This window comes from Serratia sp. TSA_7, assembly GCF_052692135.1.
In genome coordinates this window covers 135,256-151,532 of the sequence record NZ_JBQZFU010000005.1, presented here as the reverse complement: position 1 = coordinate 151,532, position 16,277 = coordinate 135,256, and the positions used below count along the sequence as shown (strand labels likewise).

13 protein-coding genes, 1 tRNA gene and 1 other RNA gene are annotated in these 16,277 nt (G+C 56.9%); 14 read left to right on the top strand and 1 reads right to left on the bottom strand.

Translation table 11 applies throughout. The features are described 5' to 3' along the window. Position 1 precedes the first annotated feature (1 nt). Positions 2-601, bottom strand: coding sequence for an HD domain-containing protein (locus tag ACUTQW_RS17300; RefSeq protein WP_004950792.1), 600 nt, complete (start codon positions 599-601; stop codon positions 2-4). A gap of 111 nt (positions 602-712) precedes the next feature. Here ACUTQW_RS17300 and ACUTQW_RS17295 point away from each other — a divergent pair, with 111 nt between their 5' ends. From ACUTQW_RS17295 to dppF, 14 genes are all read left to right on the top strand, one after another. After that, positions 713-1,177: a MarR family winged helix-turn-helix transcriptional regulator gene (locus ACUTQW_RS17295; protein ID WP_062789672.1), complete on the top strand. Its 465-nt coding sequence runs from the start codon at positions 713-715 to the stop codon at positions 1,175-1,177. Positions 1,178-1,335: 158 nt separating this feature from the next. Continuing rightward, positions 1,336-1,761, top strand: coding sequence for an organic hydroperoxide resistance protein (locus ACUTQW_RS17290; protein ID WP_004950797.1), 426 nt, complete (start codon positions 1,336-1,338; stop codon positions 1,759-1,761). 223 nt (positions 1,762-1,984) lie between these two features. Then, on the top strand, positions 1,985-3,679 hold the full coding sequence (eptB, locus tag ACUTQW_RS17285) for a kdo(2)-lipid A phosphoethanolamine 7''-transferase (protein WP_004950800.1): 1,695 nt from the start codon (positions 1,985-1,987) through the stop codon (positions 3,677-3,679). A gap of 239 nt (positions 3,680-3,918) precedes the next feature. Beyond that, positions 3,919-4,509, top strand: coding sequence for a transcriptional regulator UhpA (gene uhpA, locus ACUTQW_RS17280; RefSeq protein WP_004950803.1), 591 nt, complete (start codon positions 3,919-3,921; stop codon positions 4,507-4,509). Further along, the gene (gene uhpB / locus ACUTQW_RS17275) at positions 4,509-6,050 is read left to right on the top strand and encodes a signal transduction histidine-protein kinase/phosphatase UhpB (protein WP_006322972.1); all 1,542 of its coding nucleotides are present in this window, start codon (positions 4,509-4,511) and stop codon (positions 6,048-6,050) included. The genes uhpA and uhpB overlap by 1 nt, the downstream gene beginning before the upstream one ends. Before the next feature lie 94 nt (positions 6,051-6,144). Then, complete coding sequence (locus ACUTQW_RS17270; RefSeq protein WP_004950809.1) at positions 6,145-7,476, top strand: MFS transporter; 1,332 nt, start codon at positions 6,145-6,147, stop codon at positions 7,474-7,476. Between the two features lie 119 nt (positions 7,477-7,595). Further along, a tRNA-Pro gene (locus ACUTQW_RS17265) sits at positions 7,596-7,672 on the top strand. Between the two features lie 33 nt (positions 7,673-7,705). Next, positions 7,706-7,835, top strand: a non-coding RNA gene (locus ACUTQW_RS17260) — RtT sRNA. Positions 7,836-8,227: 392 nt separating this feature from the next. Next, positions 8,228-9,919 (top strand): glycosyl hydrolase family 18 protein, encoded by a 1,692-nt coding sequence (locus tag ACUTQW_RS17255; RefSeq protein WP_006322973.1) that lies wholly within the window; start codon positions 8,228-8,230, stop codon positions 9,917-9,919. A gap of 601 nt (positions 9,920-10,520) precedes the next feature. Continuing rightward, the gene (dppA, locus tag ACUTQW_RS17250; RefSeq protein ID WP_062789680.1) at positions 10,521-12,128 is read left to right on the top strand and encodes a dipeptide ABC transporter periplasmic-binding protein DppA; all 1,608 of its coding nucleotides are present in this window, start codon (positions 10,521-10,523) and stop codon (positions 12,126-12,128) included. Between the two features lie 168 nt (positions 12,129-12,296). Next, positions 12,297-13,316, top strand: coding sequence for a dipeptide ABC transporter permease DppB (gene dppB / locus ACUTQW_RS17245; RefSeq protein ID WP_020438277.1), 1,020 nt, complete (start codon positions 12,297-12,299; stop codon positions 13,314-13,316). A gap of 11 nt (positions 13,317-13,327) precedes the next feature. Then, positions 13,328-14,230, top strand: a complete 903-nt coding sequence (dppC, locus tag ACUTQW_RS17240) for a dipeptide ABC transporter permease DppC (protein ID WP_020438278.1) — start codon at positions 13,328-13,330, stop codon at positions 14,228-14,230. 15 nt (positions 14,231-14,245) lie between these two features. Then, entirely contained in the window at positions 14,246-15,226 is a 981-nt protein-coding gene (gene dppD / locus ACUTQW_RS17235; RefSeq protein WP_006322977.1) for a dipeptide ABC transporter ATP-binding protein, read from the top strand. After that, positions 15,223-16,212 carry a dipeptide ABC transporter ATP-binding subunit DppF gene (gene dppF / locus ACUTQW_RS17230; RefSeq protein WP_037432049.1) on the top strand — a complete coding sequence of 330 codons (990 nt, stop codon included), beginning with the start codon at positions 15,223-15,225 and terminating at the stop codon, positions 16,210-16,212. The genes dppD and dppF overlap by 4 nt, the downstream gene beginning before the upstream one ends. Positions 16,213-16,277: the final 65 nt, after the last annotated feature.

Genomic DNA, 16,277 nt, shown 5'->3' with positions numbered 1-16,277 from the left:
GCTACGCCGCATCGCTTTCCCGGTAACGCTGGCGCGCATGTTCGAACCAGCTTGCCGGGACGTTATGCGGCGGTAACTGGAGCCTGGTCAGCCCTTGTTCGACGATATGGCTGGCCTGCCGCCACAGCGTCGGGTCGCCTTCGGTCAGCACTTCCAGCAGCCGCTGTTTTTCAATCAGATAGGTTCGGGCAAAGTGGCTGTCGTATTCCAGCAGCGAACGGGTGTTGTCGATCAGGTCCGCCAGTTTGATGGTTTTAGCCTGCGGCGAGGCGCCAGCGCTGTGCCGCCGATCGCGGTTTTTGCGTTCAAAGCGGTTGCCGCCGCCGGTGCCGCTGACGTTGGTCAGCATGCCCACCAGTTCAGCGACCTGCGGCCCAAAGTGGCTTGCGATATCCCCGAGGGTGGTCGGCGTATCTTCCACCGTGTCATGTAGCCAGGCGGCGGCCAGCATCGCTTCGCTGTGCGGTACGCTGCTGACGATCTCCATCACCGCCTGTGGGTGCACGATATAGGGATCATTGGTGTATTTGCGGCGCTGATCGATCGCCGCATGCGCTTTGGTGGCGTAGCGGCGCGCACGTTCTACCAGTGTGGTTGTCATATCCTTTCCCTCCGCACAGCACCCTGCTGTGGCATCCCCTGCATTAAAAAATGTAGCACATCGCGTAAAAAATAGTTTGCGATTGCATCGCGCACTATCTATATTTACCTCATGAAAACCAAAGACACCGAACAACCCACTGCGAAAAACCTGCTGCTGCTTGACCAGCAGATGTGTTTTGCCCTGTACTCCGCCAACCTGGCGTTGAACAAGGTGTATCGTAAACTGCTGAGCCAACTCGAACTCACCTATCCGCAATACCTGGTGATGCTGGTGCTGTGGGAGCGGGATGAAATTACGGTCTCGGACATCGGTGAACGGCTGTTTCTCGATTCCGCCACCCTGACGCCGCTGCTGAAGCGGCTTGAGACCGCCGGTCTGCTGGTGCGTTATCGCGCCACTATCGATGAGCGGCAGGTGATCATCGCCTTAACCGAAAACGGCCGCGCGCTGCGTGAAAAAGCGCAGGCGGTGCCGGAAGCGGTGATGTGCGCCACCGATTGCAGCCTCGATGAAATAGTGAATATCAAGCAGCAGTTGGAAAAGCTGCGCGGCAAGCTGATCGACCAGATTTGATGGCCAGTGCCAGAAGCACGATCGCCGATCGTGCACTACACTGAGTTAAGCGCACAATATAAGTAGTGTACGATTTAATCGTGAAAGATAGAGCAGTGACGGCGTTCAGCCTACTGAAGCCGATGTCATACCTCCAACCCAGAAATAAGGAACGATTTATGTCCATTGAAAAAGTTGTTTACCGCGCTCATGCAACCGCCACCGGTGGCCGCGATGGTCGTGCGACCTCATCCGATGGCGTGCTGGATGTGAAACTGGGCGTGCCGAAAGAAATGGGCGGCGCGGGCGGTGAAGTCACCAACCCGGAACAGCTGTTTGCCGCCGGTTATTCGGCCTGCTTCCTTGGCGCGCTGAAGTTTGTCGCGGCGAAAGAAAAAGTGAAGATCCCGGCCGAGGCCAAAATCGACGGTACCGTCGGTATCGGTGAAATCCCCAACGGGTTCGGCATCGAAGTGCAACTGGATATCACCCTGCCGGGCATTGAACGCAGCGTAGCCGAAGACCTGGTGAAAAAAGCCCATGTGGTGTGCCCATACTCCAACGCCACCCGCGGCAATATTGATGTAACTCTTAACGTTAAATAACGTTTTCGCCGACACCACGGAAAAAATGGAGGGGTAACCCTCCATTTTCCCTTCTGCCCCGCATTTATCGTCATCACAAAAAACGGCAAAAAATGCCTGCTTTTTGAGAATTCACTTGATTATTACCCCCAAAATAGCGCTTATTGCCGATCGGCTGAACCTGCAGCCGCATCCAATGTCTGACTGATTCAGAACTGTTAAAGCTCCGGAGCCACCGCGTTACATGAACAAAGTTAAATCGCTATCACAGCAGAATTTATCGTTATTGTTAGCGATTTATATCGGCATCTTTTTGAACCTTTCCGTTTTTTATCGTCGTTTTGATTCGTTTTCGCACGGTATTCAGGGCATTAAGGTTATCTCTGCGGTCACTGAAGTTATCGCTATCGTTCTGTTCACCTTCTTCGTCATGCGGCTGATATCGCTGGGCGGCCGGCTGTTTTACCGCATTATCGCTTCGCTATTGGTGCTGATTTCCGTTGCCGCCAGCTATTACATGACGTTCTTCAACGTGGTGATTGGCTACGGCATCGTCGTCTCGGTGATGACCACGGATATCGACCTGTCGAAAGAAGTGGTCGGGATGCATTTCGTCCTGTGGATGGCGGTGCTCAGCGCATTGCCGCTGCTGTGCATCTGGAAAAACAACCTGCGCTATACGCTGATCGAACAGCTGAAAACTCCCGGGCACCGGGTGAAACCGCTGATGGTGCTGGTGGCGGTGGTGGCGTTGGTCTGGCTGCCGCTGCGCATGCTGGACAAAGAGCAAAGCGCACAGGAAAAAATCACTAACGTCGATCTGCCAAGCTACGGCGGCGTGGTGGCGCATTCCTACCTGCCATCCAACTGGATCTCGGCGCTGGGGCTGTTTGCCTATACCCGCTACGACGAAAGCCTGGATCAGGCCAACTTGTTCGATCCGGCCAAGAATTTTACCTATGTGCCGCCGGCGGATATCGATGACACCTACGTGGTATTCATCATTGGTGAGACCACGCGTTGGGATCACATGGGCATTCTCGGCTATGACCGTGATACCACGCCAAGGCTGTCGCAGGAAAAAAACCTGGTGGCGTTCCGCGGTGAATCCTGCGATACCGCGACCAAGCTGTCGCTGCGTTGCATGTTCGTGCGCGAAGGCGGCACGTCGGACAATCCGCAGCGCACGCTGAAAGAACAAAACGTGTTCGCGGTGCTGAAAAACCTGGGCTTCACCTCCGAGCTGTTCGCCATGCAGAGCGAGGTCTGGTTCTACAACAATACCGAAGTGGACAACTATTCGTTCCGCGAGATGATCGCCTCCGAGAAACGCAACGACGGCAAATCGGTCGACGACATGCTGCTGGTGGACGAAATGAAAGAGTCGCTGTCGCGTTACCCGAAAGGCAAGCATATGGTGATCTTGCACACCAAAGGCTCGCATTATCTCTATTCGCAGCGTTATCCGCGCAGCTACGCGCGCTATCAGCCGGAGTGCATCGGCGTTGACGACTTCTGTTCCAAAGATCAGCTGGTTAACGCCTTCGATAACTCGGTGCTGTATACCGACAGCTTTATCGCCAATGTGATCGACCAGGTGCGCGATAAGAAGGCGATTGTGTTCTATTCGTCCGATCACGGCGAGTCGATAGGCGAGAATTCACACCTGCACGGTACGCCGCGCGAAATGGCGCCGCCGGAGCAATTCCGCGTGCCGATGATGGTATGGACCTCCGACAAGTTCCTGGAAGACCCGCAGCACCGCAGCGCGTTTGAGCAACTGCAGGCGCAGCAGCGTATCGGCAAGACTCACCGTCACGTCGAGCTGTTTGATACCATTCTCGGTTGCCTCGGTTACACCTCGCCGGATGGCGGCATCGTGGATAAAAACAACTGGTGCAACATCCCGCAGGAAAAAGCGGCGGCGACCCCGCTGTAACATCTCCATGCCGGGCGCGGCTGCGCCCGGCGTTAATATCCCCATCATACTTGAAGCTGCATCTGTGTTGGCTGTGCCCGTGTACCCCAGTCACGTAGTTTACTAAGCTCCTGGGGATGAACGGTCTTGCCGCCTTGATGCAACTCCAATTATTTGGGGATACATGTCCCCCTCTTCAATTCATCCGGCTCAGGCTTGCGGTATACTTGCGCACTTTCCCCCTCGGACCGGAGATTTCCATGACCCTGCGCGTGGCGTTTATTGACGATCATGACATTGTGCGATCGGGCTTTGTACAACTGCTGTCGCTGGAGGCGGATATTCAGGTGGTCGGGGAGTTCAGCAGCGCGGCTCAGGCGCGCGCCGGCTTGCCGGGCCTGGAGGCGGAAATCTGCATCTGCGACATTTCGATGCCGGACGGCAGCGGATTGGACCTGCTGGCGGACATTCCCTCAGGGATCCGGGTTGTGATGCTGTCGATGCATGACAATCCGGCGCTGGTGGAGCTGGCATTGGAGCGCGGCGCCTGCGGTTTTTTGTCTAAGCGCTGCAAGCCGGAGGATTTGATCACCGCAGTGCGCACCGTCGCCAGCGGTGGCGTGTATCTGATGCCGGAAATCGCCCAACAGTTGGCGCGGGTGAAGGTCGATCCGCTTACCCGCCGCGAACGCGAAATCGCGCTGCTGCTGGCGCAGGGGCAGGAAGTGCGGGAGATCGCCGTTGTGCTGGGGTTGTCGCCGAAAACGGTGCATGTGCATCGCGCCAATTTGTTCGCCAAGCTGGGCATCAATAACAACGTTGAGCTGGCCAAGCGGATGCTGAACCTGTGATGCAACGCCTGATCACCCAATTGGCGCTGTTCTTTATCTATGCCACCAGCGCCTTTTGCCTGTGGGGCATAGGTACGGCGTTGATCGACCCGCCGTGGCAGGCGCTGTTGCTGTTCCCGTTTGGTCTGCGGATGGGCATTTTGCTGCAAAGCCCTTACCGTTTCTGGCCAGGGATTTTGCTGGCCGATCTGCTGCTGATGGTGCTGCTGGCGGATCAGTTCGGCTATGGCCCGGCGCTGTGGGCTTCGGTTGTGGTGCTGGCGCTGACGGTGCTGCTCAGCCTGCTGGCTTCCCCCTGGTTGTTGCGCCATCAGCAAAGCGACAGTGAATGGCAATGGCCGCTGCTGCAGGGCGCGGTGGTGGCGGCGGCGGCCTTGTTGCAGGCCATGGTGTGGCAACTGGTGAACGGTGAGGGCGCGCGTGCGCTGCTGCTTGGCCTGGCGGGCGGTTTCACCATTGCGCCGACCTGCCTGCTACTGTGGCATTATCTGGCGCGACAAATCTGGGTGCCGCTCGAGCCGGGCCTGATCCATAAACCGGTGACGCTGCGTTTGCGCCATCTGGCCAGCTATCTGCTGCTGTTTGCGCTCAGCATCTGGTTGCAGCAGCAGGTGAACGCCGCCGAGCTGCGCCGTTTCGCGCCGTTCTGCCTGGCTATTCCGATTGTCTTTATGTCCTACCGTTATGGCTGGCAGGGCGCGCTGCTGGCGACGCTGCTCAACGGCGTGGTGCTGGTGGCCAACGAGCCGCCGCAACCGGAATCACACCGCGATCTGCTGCTGTCGCTGCTGGCTCAGAGCCTGACCGGCCTGTTGCTCGGTGCGGGCATCCAGCGCCAGCGCGAACTGAACCAGCAACTGCGGTTGCGGCTGACGGAAAACCGTCAACTGGCGCGCGCGCTGGTCACCGCAGAGGAACAGACCCGGCGTGAGGTGGCGCGAGAGCTGCACGACGAGGTCGGCCAGACCATCACCGTCATCCGCACTCAGGCCAGTATCGTTAAACGCCTGGCGCCGCAGCCGCAGGTGATTGGCTGCGCCGAAGTCATAGATACGCTGGCGCTGCGGGTCTATGACGGCGTGCATGACGTGCTGACCCAATTGTGGCCAGCGGCGTTGAATAACCTGCCGTTGTCGGCGGCGGTGGCGGCGATGCTGCGTGAATCGCTGCCGCAGGATGCTTCGCTGGTGAGCGTGATGCAGTGGCAGGTGCCGGATGAGTTGCTGGACGAGACGCTGAAGATCACGCTGTATCGGGTGTGCCAGGAGGGGGTGACCAACGTCTGCCGCCACGCGGCCGCCAGCCGGATTGAGCTGGATGCGCGTCTTCGTCGTCGCAAAGGGCGGCCGCCGCAAATCCTGCTGACCATCCGCGATAACGGCGTGGGTATCGATCTGGCCAGCCACGAGCCGGGCTATGGTCTGCGCGGCATGCAGGAGCGCATCAGCGCGCTGGGTGGCCGGCTGCGGCTGACGTCAGAACAGGGCACCTGTTTGAATGTGATCTTACCCACAGTTTCACTGACAGAGGGGCAAAACTAGGAAATACTCCTAGCCGCGTCGGGAATCCGGCGTAAGCCATTCGCACGCGCGCGCAGCATGATAGCGGCACTTTCCCCTTCTTCTGAGGTTTCACATGTGGTCTTTCCTTAAAAGCCGCCAGGATGTGCCGCAGGTCACCGATCAAAAACAGATCGATGCCAGCTATAAATATTGGCGTATCCAACTGATGTGGACGATGTACATCGGCTATGCCGCGTTTTACTTCACGCGCAAAAGCTTCAACTTCATCATGCCGGCAATGCTGAGCGATCTTGGCCTGACGATGTCCGATGTCGGCATCCTCGGCACGCTGTTTTACATTACCTACGGCTGTTCGAAGTTTATCTCCGGTATGATCAGCGATCGCTCCAACCCGCGCTATTTCATGGGCCTGGGCCTGATCATGACCGGGATACTCAACATCTTCTTCGGCCTCAGCTCTTCGCTGATGATGCTGGGCACGTTGTGGATCCTCAATGCCTTCTTCCAGGGCTGGGGCTGGCCGCCATGCTCCAAAATCCTCACCAGTTGGTACTCGCGCTCCGAGCGCGGCAGTTGGTGGGCTATCTGGAACACCTCGCACAACTTTGGCGGCGCGCTGATCCCGCTGCTGGTCGGCTTTATCTCGCTGCACTTCAGCTGGCGCTACGGCATGATCATTCCGGGCATCATCGGTGTGGCGCTGGGCCTGCTGATGTGCTGGCGCCTGCGTGACAAGCCGTCCACCATGGGCCTGCCGAGCGTCGGCAAATGGCGCAACGACGCCATGGAGCTGGTGCAAGAATCGGAAGGCCAGGGTCTGACCAACCGGGAAATCATCAAGCGCTATGTGCTGACCAACAAGTACATCTGGCTGCTGGCGGTGTCTTACGTGCTGGTGTACATCGTGCGTACCGCGATCAACGACTGGGGCAACCTGTACCTGACGCAGGAAAAAGGCTATACGCTGATGACCGCCAACTCGGCGATATCGCTGTTCGAAGTGGGCGGATTTATCGGCTCGCTGGTGGCGGGCTGGGGCTCTGACAAGCTGTTCCGCGGCAATCGTGGGCCCATGAACCTGATCTTCGCCATCGGTATTTTCCTGTCGGTTGCGGCGCTGTGGATCATGCCGGGCGTCACTTTCCTGTTGCAGGCTGCCTGCTTCTTTGCCATCGGTTTCTTCATCTTTGGCCCGCAGATGCTGATCGGCATGGCGGCGGCGGAATGTTCGCACAAGGATGCCGCCGGTGCGGCGACCGGTTTTGTCGGCCTGTTCGCTTACCTTGGCGCGGCGCTGTCCGGTTATCCGATCGCCCGGGTGATGGAAATCTGGCACTGGAACGGTTTCTTCGTGGTGATTTCCATCGCCGCCTGCCTGTCCGCGCTGTTCCTGTTGCCGTTCCTGCGCGCCCAGTCGCCGGCGCTGAATACCGCCAAGGCATAACGTAAAAGCGCTGCACAGGCTCTGGTGCAGCGCTTTATGCCGTTTTTATCGCCACTTGACGGGCGCGGTTGAAAAAGTCATTGACGCCTATGATGACCGGCAGTAACATGCGCCCCCATCGGCGAGTAGCGCAGCTTGGTAGCGCAACTGGTTTGGGACCAGTGGGTCGGAGGTTCGAATCCTCTCTCGCCGACCACATTTAAGAAACCTGCTTTTCAAGCAGGTTTTTTTTCGTCTGTCGCTCAAGAGGATGAGAACCTCCGAAGGAGGTTTGAGCCGAGCGCAGCGAGACCACGTTGCTTTAGCAACGGCCCGCAGGGCAAGCATCAAAGATGCGCGTAATCCTCTCTCGCCGACCACATTTAAGAAACCTGCTTTTCAAGCAGGTTTTTTTTCGCCTGGAGTTTGTGTTTTGCCCCCAGCGTCCAGAACTCACATATCCCGATGAAAAACATTTATCCTTTCTCACTAATTAATTCACTCTCCTTATTTCTACCTATTCCCTTTATTCATATTTAAATAAATTCACCGTTGCCCAATAAAACCCGGTTGATAGCGCTATTGTATTGTCGGCGGTTTTATCTATAGTCTGAGTACATACAGCGGGATTAATTAATTCCTGTTGTGTGGCAAGATATTTAATATTTTTTACTTTAATCGGCCAGGATTATTGCGGAATTATTTTGCTCCGGCAATAGGCGGCCGTCATTAACTCTTTTACGTTTATCCTCTCGGAATAAAGGAATCAGTTATGCGCAAATTTAATAAACCGCTGTTGGCGTTGCTGATCGGCAGCACGCTGTGTTCTGCGGCGCAGGCCGCTACGCCGGGCAAGCCCACGCTGGCCTGGGGCAATACCAAGTTCGCCATTGTCGAGGTTGATCAGGCGGCGACGGCTTATAATAATCTGGTAAAATTAAAAACCGCCGCGGATGTTTCCGTTTCATGGAATTTATGGAATGGCGATACCGGCACCACGGCAAAAGTGTTATTAAACGGCAAGGAAGTCTGGAGCGGTGCCTCAACCGGCGCATCGGGCACGGCAAACTTTAAGGTGAATAAGGGCGGCCGTTATCAAATGCAGGTGGCATTATGTAATGCCGAGGGCTGCACCGCCAGCGACGCGACAGAAATTGTGGTGGCGGATACCGACGGCAGCCATTTAGCGCCGTTAAAAGAACCGTTACTGGAAAAAAATAAACCTTATAAACAAGACTCCGGCAAAGTCGTCGGTTCTTATTTCGTTGAATGGGGCGTTTATAACCGTAACTTCACCGTCGATAAAATTCCGGCGCAGAACCTGACGCACCTGCTGTACGGCTTTATCCCGGTCTGCGGCGGTGACGGCATTAACGACAGTCTCAAAGAGATCGAAGGCAGTTTCCAGGCGCTGCAACGTTCCTGCCAGGGCCGTGAAGACTTCAAGGTGTCGATCCACGATCCGTTCGCCGCGCTGCAGAAAGGGCAAAAGGGCGTCACCGCCTGGGATGACCCCTACAAAGGCAACTTCGGTCAGTTGATGGCGCTCAAACAGGCGCGTCCCGATCTGAAAATCCTGCCGTCTATCGGCGGCTGGACGCTGTCCGACCCGTTCTTCTTTATGGGCGATAAGGTGAAGCGCGATCGCTTCGTCGGTTCGGTGAAAGAGTTCCTGCAGACCTGGAAGTTCTTTGACGGGGTGGATATCGACTGGGAATTCCCGGGCGGGCAGGGTGCTAACCCGAAACTGGGCAGCGCGCAGGACGGGGCGACCTATGTGCAGTTGATGAAAGATCTGCGTGCCATGCTGGATCAGCTTTCGGCGGAAACCGGCCGCAAGTATGAGCTGACCTCCGCCATCAGCGCCGGTAAGGACAAGATCGACAAAGTGGATTACAACACCGCACAGAACTCGATGGACCACATCTTCCTGATGAGCTACGACTTCTATGGCGCTTTTGATCTGAAAAATCTGGGCCACCAGACCGCGCTGAAAGCGCCGGCCTGGAAACCGGACACGGCTTATACCACGGTTAACGGCGTCAATGCGTTGCTGGCGCAGGGCGTGAAGCCGGGCAAAATTGTGGTGGGTGCGGCCAAGTACGGCCGTGGCTGGACCGGCGTGAGCGGTTACCAGAACAACAATCCGTTTACCGGCACCGCCACCGGGCCGGTGAAAGGCACCTGGGAAAATGGCATCGTGGATTACCGTCAGATCGCCAACGAGTTTATGAGTGGCGAATGGCAGTACAACTATGACGCCACCGCAGAAGCGCCTTATGTGTTCAAGCCGTCTACCGGCGACCTGATCACCTTCGACGATCCGCGCTCGGTGCAGGCGAAAGGCAAGTATGTGCTGGATAAGCAGTTGGGGGGCTTGTTCTCTTGGGAAATTGACGCCGACAACGGGGATATTCTGAACAATATGAATACCAGCCTGGGCAATAGCGCCGGCGCGCAATAATTCGGTTGTAGCACGTCGCCGGGGGATATCCTTTCGCCCCCGGCTTTTTCACAGACGAAAGTTTTTTTACGCTGCACAGTTTGTGGTGCCATAGAGCTCAAAAAGGACAGCTCCGCCTCACCCTTTCGAGTAAGGAATCAGCATTTCGTCCTGTTTTTAACGCAGATAACAAAAATAACCGTTCAGATATTCATCATTCAGCAACAAACTTTTTTAGTTTTTTCTCGGAGTTAAATGCCAATAACTTTAAACATAGTAGCCTAACGAGCTAAAAATGACCGTATAGCATAATTTTTAATGCTGCAACTGTTAAAAAAAGGTTTTTTTTATGTTTGTTTGCTGTTTCTCACAGTCTGCGTAAATCCCCACTGGTTATATTGACGACACCCCAAACAGTTGGCAATTTGGTAGTCTCAGGGGTAAGAGCTAGAGTTGTTTGAGTGAATTCCACGCGCTCAGACGCCCCGCCGGGGTACGTTCCCCCGGCCTCTCACGCGCGATTATCCCTTCTGCCTTCGGGCGCTGACTGCACAGGCCGTGCAATAAAAAATATAGGGTCTGGCAGTAATACACACATCACATCACATAACGGAGCACAGCGATGACAAGTTCCTTGGGAAAAACAGGGATTCTGAAATTCGGGATTGGGCTGATTGCGTTGACCGTAGCGGCCAGCGTACAAGCCAAAACGTTGGTTTACTGTTCTGAAGGGTCCCCGGAAGGGTTCAACCCGCAGCTGTTCACCTCGGGTACCACCTATGATGCCAGCTCGGTGCCCATCTATAACCGTTTGGTCGAATTCAAAATCGGCACCACCGAACTGGAGCCGGGCCTGGCCGAAAAATGGGACGTCAGCGAAGACGGCAAAATCTACACTTTCCACCTGCGTAAAGGCGTGAAGTGGCAGAGCAACAAAGACTTCAAACCGACCCGCGATTTTAACGCCGACGACGTGGTGTTCTCGTTCGAACGTCAGCTGGACGCGAACAATGCCTATCATAAAGTCTCCGGCGGCAGCTATGAGTACTTTGAAGGCATGGACATGCCGAAGTTGATCGCCAAAATCGAAAAAGTGGACGATAACACCGTGCGCTTCGTGCTGAACCGTCCGGAGTCGCCGTTCCTGGCCGATCTGGGCATGGACTTCGCGTCCATCCTGTCAGCCGAATACGCCGACAACATGATGAAAGCCGGCACGCCGGAAAAAGTGGACCTGAACCCGGTCGGTACCGGCCCGTTCCAGCTGCTGCAATACCAGAAAGACTCCAAAATCCTGTACAAGGCATTTGACGGTTACTGGGGCACCAAGCCGAAGATCGACCGTTTAGTCTTCTCCATTACGCCTGACGCTTCCGTGCGTTACGCCAAGCTGCAGAAAAACGAGTGCCAGGTGATGCCTTTCCCGAACCCGGCCGATATCGCTCGTATGAAGCAGGACAAAACCATCAACCTGATGGAAAAACCGGGGCTGAACGTCGGTTATCTGTCGTTCAACGTCGAGAAAAAACCGCTGGATAACCTGAAAGTGCGTCAGGCGCTGACCCTGGCGGTCAACAAGCAGGCGATCATCGACGCGGTGTATCAGGGGGCGGGCCAGGCGGCCAAGAACCTGATCCCACCGACCATGTGGGGCTATAACGACGCGGTGAAGGATTACACTTACGATCCGGTCAAGGCCAAAGAACTGCTGAAAGAAGCCGGTATGGCTGACGGTTTCGCCATCGATCTGTGGGCGATGCCGGTACAGCGTCCGTATAACCCGAACGCGCGTCGCATGGCGGAAATGATCCAGAACGACTGGGCGAAAATCGGCGTGAAAGCCAAAATCGTGACCTATGAGTGGGGTGAATACCTCAAGCGCGCCAAGGCGGGCGAACATCAGACGGTGATGATGGGCTGGACCGGCGACAACGGGGATCCGGATAACTTCTTCGCCACGCTGTTCAGCTGCGCCGCAGCGAAAGACGGCTCCAACTACTCCCGCTGGTGCTATAAGCCGTTTGAAGATCTGATTCAACCGGCGCGCGCTGAACCAAACCACGACAAACGCGTAGAACTGTACAAACAGGCTCAGGTCGTGATGCACGATCAGGCTCCGGCGCTGATTGTTGCCCACTCCACCGTTTATGAGCCCGTGCGTAAAGAAGTGAAAGGCTACGTCGTGGATCCGCTTGGCAAGCATCACTTTGAGAACGTCTCTCTAGATTGATTCTGGCTTTTCGGCCGGGGTGCACAAAAGGACTTGGCAGGGGCGCAACAGGTTGCGCTTCTGCTGAGTCGTCCCCGGCGTATGGCATCAGGGTTGTTCAAAGTGTGTGAGCTTTAATAAGCCTGGCGGACGATGAGCTGCCGGGCATTGATACAGAGAGTTCGGGATATGTTGCAGTTCATACTCCGACGTTTGGGGTTAGTTATCCCAACGTTTATCGGCATAACTTTGCTGACTTTTGCATTCGTCCATATGATCCCCGGTGACCCGGTGACCATCATGGCCGGGGAACGCGGGATCTCCGCAGAACGCCATGCGCAGTTGATGGCGGAAATGGGGCTGGATAAGCCGCTCTATCAACAATACTTCCATTACGTATCCAACGTGCTGCATGGCGATTTGGGTACCTCCCTCAAAAGCCGCATCTCGGTGTGGGAAGAGTTTGTTCCACGCTTTAAAGCCACGCTGGAGCTCGGTTTCTGCGCGATGATCTTCGCCGTGCTGGTGGGCATTCCGGTAGGGGTGCTGGCGGCGGTCCGGCGGGGGTCGATATTCGATCATACCGCGGTGGGCATTTCGTTGACCGGCTATTCGATGCCGATTTTCTGGTGGGGCATGATGCTGATCATGCTGGTGTCGGTGCAGCTAAACCTGACGCCGGTATCGGGACGCGTCAGCGATACGGTGTTCCTCGATGACAGCTTGCCGCTGACCGGCTTTATGCTGATCGATACCCTGATTTGGGGTGCGCCGGGCGACTTCACCGATGCGGTAATGCATATGATCCTGCCGGCCATCGTGCTCGGCACCATTCCGTTGGCGGTCATCGTGCGCATGACGCGCTCCTCGATGCTGGAAGTGCTGGGCGAAGATTACATCCGCACCGCACGCGCCAAGGGCGTGAGCCGTATGAGGGTGATTGTGGTGCATGCGCTGCGCAACGCGCTGTTACCGGTAGTGACGGTCATCGGCCTGCAGGTCGGCACCATGCTGGCCGGCGCCATTCTGACCGAAACCATCTTCTCCTGGCCGGGCCTGGGGCGTTGGCTGATGGACGCGCTGCAACGCCGCGACTACCCGGTCGTTCAGGGCGGCGTGTTGTTGGTCGCCTGTATGATTATTCTGGTTAACCTGCTGGTAGACGTGCTCTACGGCGTGGTCAACCCGCGTATTCGCCACAAGAAATAAGGGGCGCTCTAATGTCTCAAGTCACTGAGCCTGTTGTTAAAGGTGCGCCGAAGCCCATGAGCCCGTTCCAGGAGTTCTGGCACTATTTCAAGCGCAACAAAGGGGCCGTTGTCGGCCTGGTTTATATCGTTTTGATGTTTGTGATTGCTATTGGCGCCGGCGTACTGGCACCGCATGCCCCGGCGGATCAGTTCCGCGACGCGCTGCTCAGGCCACCGGCCTGGCAGGAAGGGGGCAGTTGGCAGTATTTCCTCGGTACCGACGATGTGGGCCGAGATGTGCTGTCGCGCCTGATGTACGGCGCGCGGTTGTCATTGCTGGTCGGTTGCCTGGTGGTGGTGCTGTCGCTGATCATGGGCGTGGTGCTGGGCCTGCTGGCCGGTTACTTCGGCGGCGTGGTGGATGCCGTCATCATGCGTATCGTCGACATCATGCTGGCGCTGCCAAGCCTGCTGCTGGCGCTGGTGCTGGTGGCGATCTTCGGCCCGTCGATCGTCAACGCCTCGCTGGCGCTGACCTTCGTCGCCTTGCCGCACTATGTGCGTCTGACCCGCGCGGCGGTGCTGGTGGAAGTGAACCGCGACTACGTTACTGCCTCACGCGTGGCGGGCGCCGGTGCGATGCGCCAAATGTTCATCAACATTCTGCCAAACTGCCTGGCACCCTTGATCGTCCAGGCCTCTCTTGGCTTCTCGAACGCCATTCTGGATATGGCCGCTCTCGGCTTTCTGGGCATGGGTGCGCAACCGCCAACGCCGGAGTGGGGCACCATGCTCTCCGACGTGCTGCAGTTCGCCCAAAGCGCCTGGTGGGTCGTGACCTTCCCCGGCGTGGCGATTCTGCTGACGGTGCTTGCATTCAACCTGATGGGGGACGGCTTGCGTGATGCTCTCGACCCCAAACTCAAGCAGTAACAGAGGACGAGAGAGATGGCGTTATTAAATGTAGACAAGCTTTCGGTGCACTTCGGTGACGAAGGGACACCGTTCCGCGCGGTCGACCGTATCAGTTACAGCGTTGAGCAGGGCCAGGTGGTCGGCATCGTCGGCGAATCCGGCTCCGGCAAGTCCGTCAGCTCGCTGGCGATCATGGGATTGATCGATTTCCCCGGCAAGGTGATGGCCGAAAAACTGGAGTTTAACGGCCAGGATCTGCGCAAGATTTCCGAAAAAGAGCGCCGCCAACTGGTGGGCTCGGAAGTGGCGATGATCTTCCAGGACCCGATGACCAGCCTGAACCCGTGTTACACCGTCGGTTTCCAGATTATGGAAGCGTTGAAGGTACACCAGGGCGGTAGCCGCAGTACCCGCCGTCAGCGGGCCGTGGATCTGCTGACCCAGGTGGGCATTCCCGATCCGGCCTCGCGGCTGGACGTGTACCCGCATCAGCTTTCCGGCGGGATGAGCCAGCGCGTAATGATCGCCATGGCGATCGCCTGTCGGCCCAAGCTGCTGATTGCCGATGAACCGACCACGGCGCTCGACGTGACCATCCAGGCGCAAATTATCGAACTGCTGCTGGAGTTGCAGCAGCGCGAGAATATGGCGCTATTGCTGATCACCCACGATTTGGCGCTGGTATCCGAAGCGGCGCACCACATCATCGTGATGTACGCCGGTCAGGTGGTGGAATCCGGCAAGGCCGCAGAGATTTTCCGCGCGCCGCGTCACCCTTACACCCAGGCACTGCTGCGCGCACTGCCGGAATTCGCCGCCGACAAGGCGCGTCTGGCATCGCTGCCGGGCGTAGTGCCGGGCAAATATGACCGTCCTAACGGGTGTCTGCTCAACCCGCGCTGCCCGTACGCCAATGAGCGTTGCCGCGCCGAGGAGCCGGAACTGCGCAGCATTCCCGGCCGTCAGGTTAAATGTCACACACCGCTGGATGATGCGGGGAGGCCGACCGTATGAGCCAGAATCAACCCTTATTGCAGGCGATTAACCTGAAGAAACACTATGCGGTCAAGAAGGGGATATTTGCCCCGGAACGGCTGGTCAAGGCGCTGGACGGCGTTTCCTTCACGCTGGAGCGCGGTAAAACGCTGGCGGTGGTGGGCGAATCAGGCTGCGGCAAATCGACCCTTGGCCGCCTGCTGACGATGATCGAAGTGCCGACGGCCGGTGAACTTTACTATCAGGGGCAGGATCTGCTGAAACCGGACGTCACCGCCGAGAAGCTGCGGCGCCAGAAGATCCAGATTGTGTTCCAGAATCCTTACGGATCGCTCAACCCGCGTAAAAAGGTCGGGCAGATCCTCGAGGAACCGTTGCAGATCAACACCACGCTGACCAGCGCGGAGCGCCGTGAAAAGGCGCTGGAGATGATGGCGAAGGTCGGGCTGAAAACCGAGCATTACGATCGTTATCCGCACATGTTTTCCGGCGGCCAGCGTCAGCGCATCGCCATCGCGCGTGGGCTGATGTTGAACCCGGACGTGGTGATCGCCGATGAACCCGTGTCTGCACTCGATGTGTCGGTGCGTGCGCAGGTGCTGAACCTGATGATGGACCTGCAGCAGGATTTGGGGCTGTCTTATGTGTTCATCTCGCATGATTTGTCGGTGGTGGAGCACATTGCCGACGAGGTCATGGTGATGTATCTCGGGCGTTGCGTGGAGAAAGGCAGTAAAGACGCCATTTTCAACAACCCGCGCCATCCGTACACCCAGGCGCTGCTGTCCGCCACGCCGCGGTTGAATCCGGATATGCGCCGCGAGCGTATCAAGTTGACCGGCGAACTGCCCAGCCCGATGAACCCGCCGCCAGGCTGTGCATTCAATGCTCGCTGCCGTCGCGCCTTCGGGCCATGCACCCAGTTGCAACCGCAGCTTAAGCAATACGGCGACCAGATGGTGGCTTGTTTTGCGGTCGATCAGGATGAAAATCCTGCTGCATAACTTTGTTATCGCTGATAATTAATGAAAATGCCGGCGTTTACGCCGGCATTTTTTTGACGTTGATA

Coding starts and splice junctions, on each gene's coding strand:
- ACUTQW_RS17300 (WP_004950792.1), bottom strand. CDS start 601: ATGACAACCACACTGGTAGAACGTGCGCGCCGCTACGCCACCAAAGCG.
- ACUTQW_RS17295 (WP_062789672.1), top strand. CDS start 713: ATGAAAACCAAAGACACCGAACAACCCACTGCGAAAAACCTGCTGCTG.
- ACUTQW_RS17290 (WP_004950797.1), top strand. CDS start 1,336: ATGTCCATTGAAAAAGTTGTTTACCGCGCTCATGCAACCGCCACCGGT.
- eptB (WP_004950800.1), top strand. CDS start 1,985: ATGAACAAAGTTAAATCGCTATCACAGCAGAATTTATCGTTATTGTTA.
- uhpA (WP_004950803.1), top strand. CDS start 3,919: ATGACCCTGCGCGTGGCGTTTATTGACGATCATGACATTGTGCGATCG.
- uhpB (WP_006322972.1), top strand. CDS start 4,509: ATGCAACGCCTGATCACCCAATTGGCGCTGTTCTTTATCTATGCCACC.
- ACUTQW_RS17270 (WP_004950809.1), top strand. CDS start 6,145: ATGTGGTCTTTCCTTAAAAGCCGCCAGGATGTGCCGCAGGTCACCGAT.
- ACUTQW_RS17255 (WP_006322973.1), top strand. CDS start 8,228: ATGCGCAAATTTAATAAACCGCTGTTGGCGTTGCTGATCGGCAGCACG.
- dppA (WP_062789680.1), top strand. CDS start 10,521: ATGACAAGTTCCTTGGGAAAAACAGGGATTCTGAAATTCGGGATTGGG.
- dppB (WP_020438277.1), top strand. CDS start 12,297: ATGTTGCAGTTCATACTCCGACGTTTGGGGTTAGTTATCCCAACGTTT.
- dppC (WP_020438278.1), top strand. CDS start 13,328: ATGTCTCAAGTCACTGAGCCTGTTGTTAAAGGTGCGCCGAAGCCCATG.
- dppD (WP_006322977.1), top strand. CDS start 14,246: ATGGCGTTATTAAATGTAGACAAGCTTTCGGTGCACTTCGGTGACGAA.
- dppF (WP_037432049.1), top strand. CDS start 15,223: ATGAGCCAGAATCAACCCTTATTGCAGGCGATTAACCTGAAGAAACAC.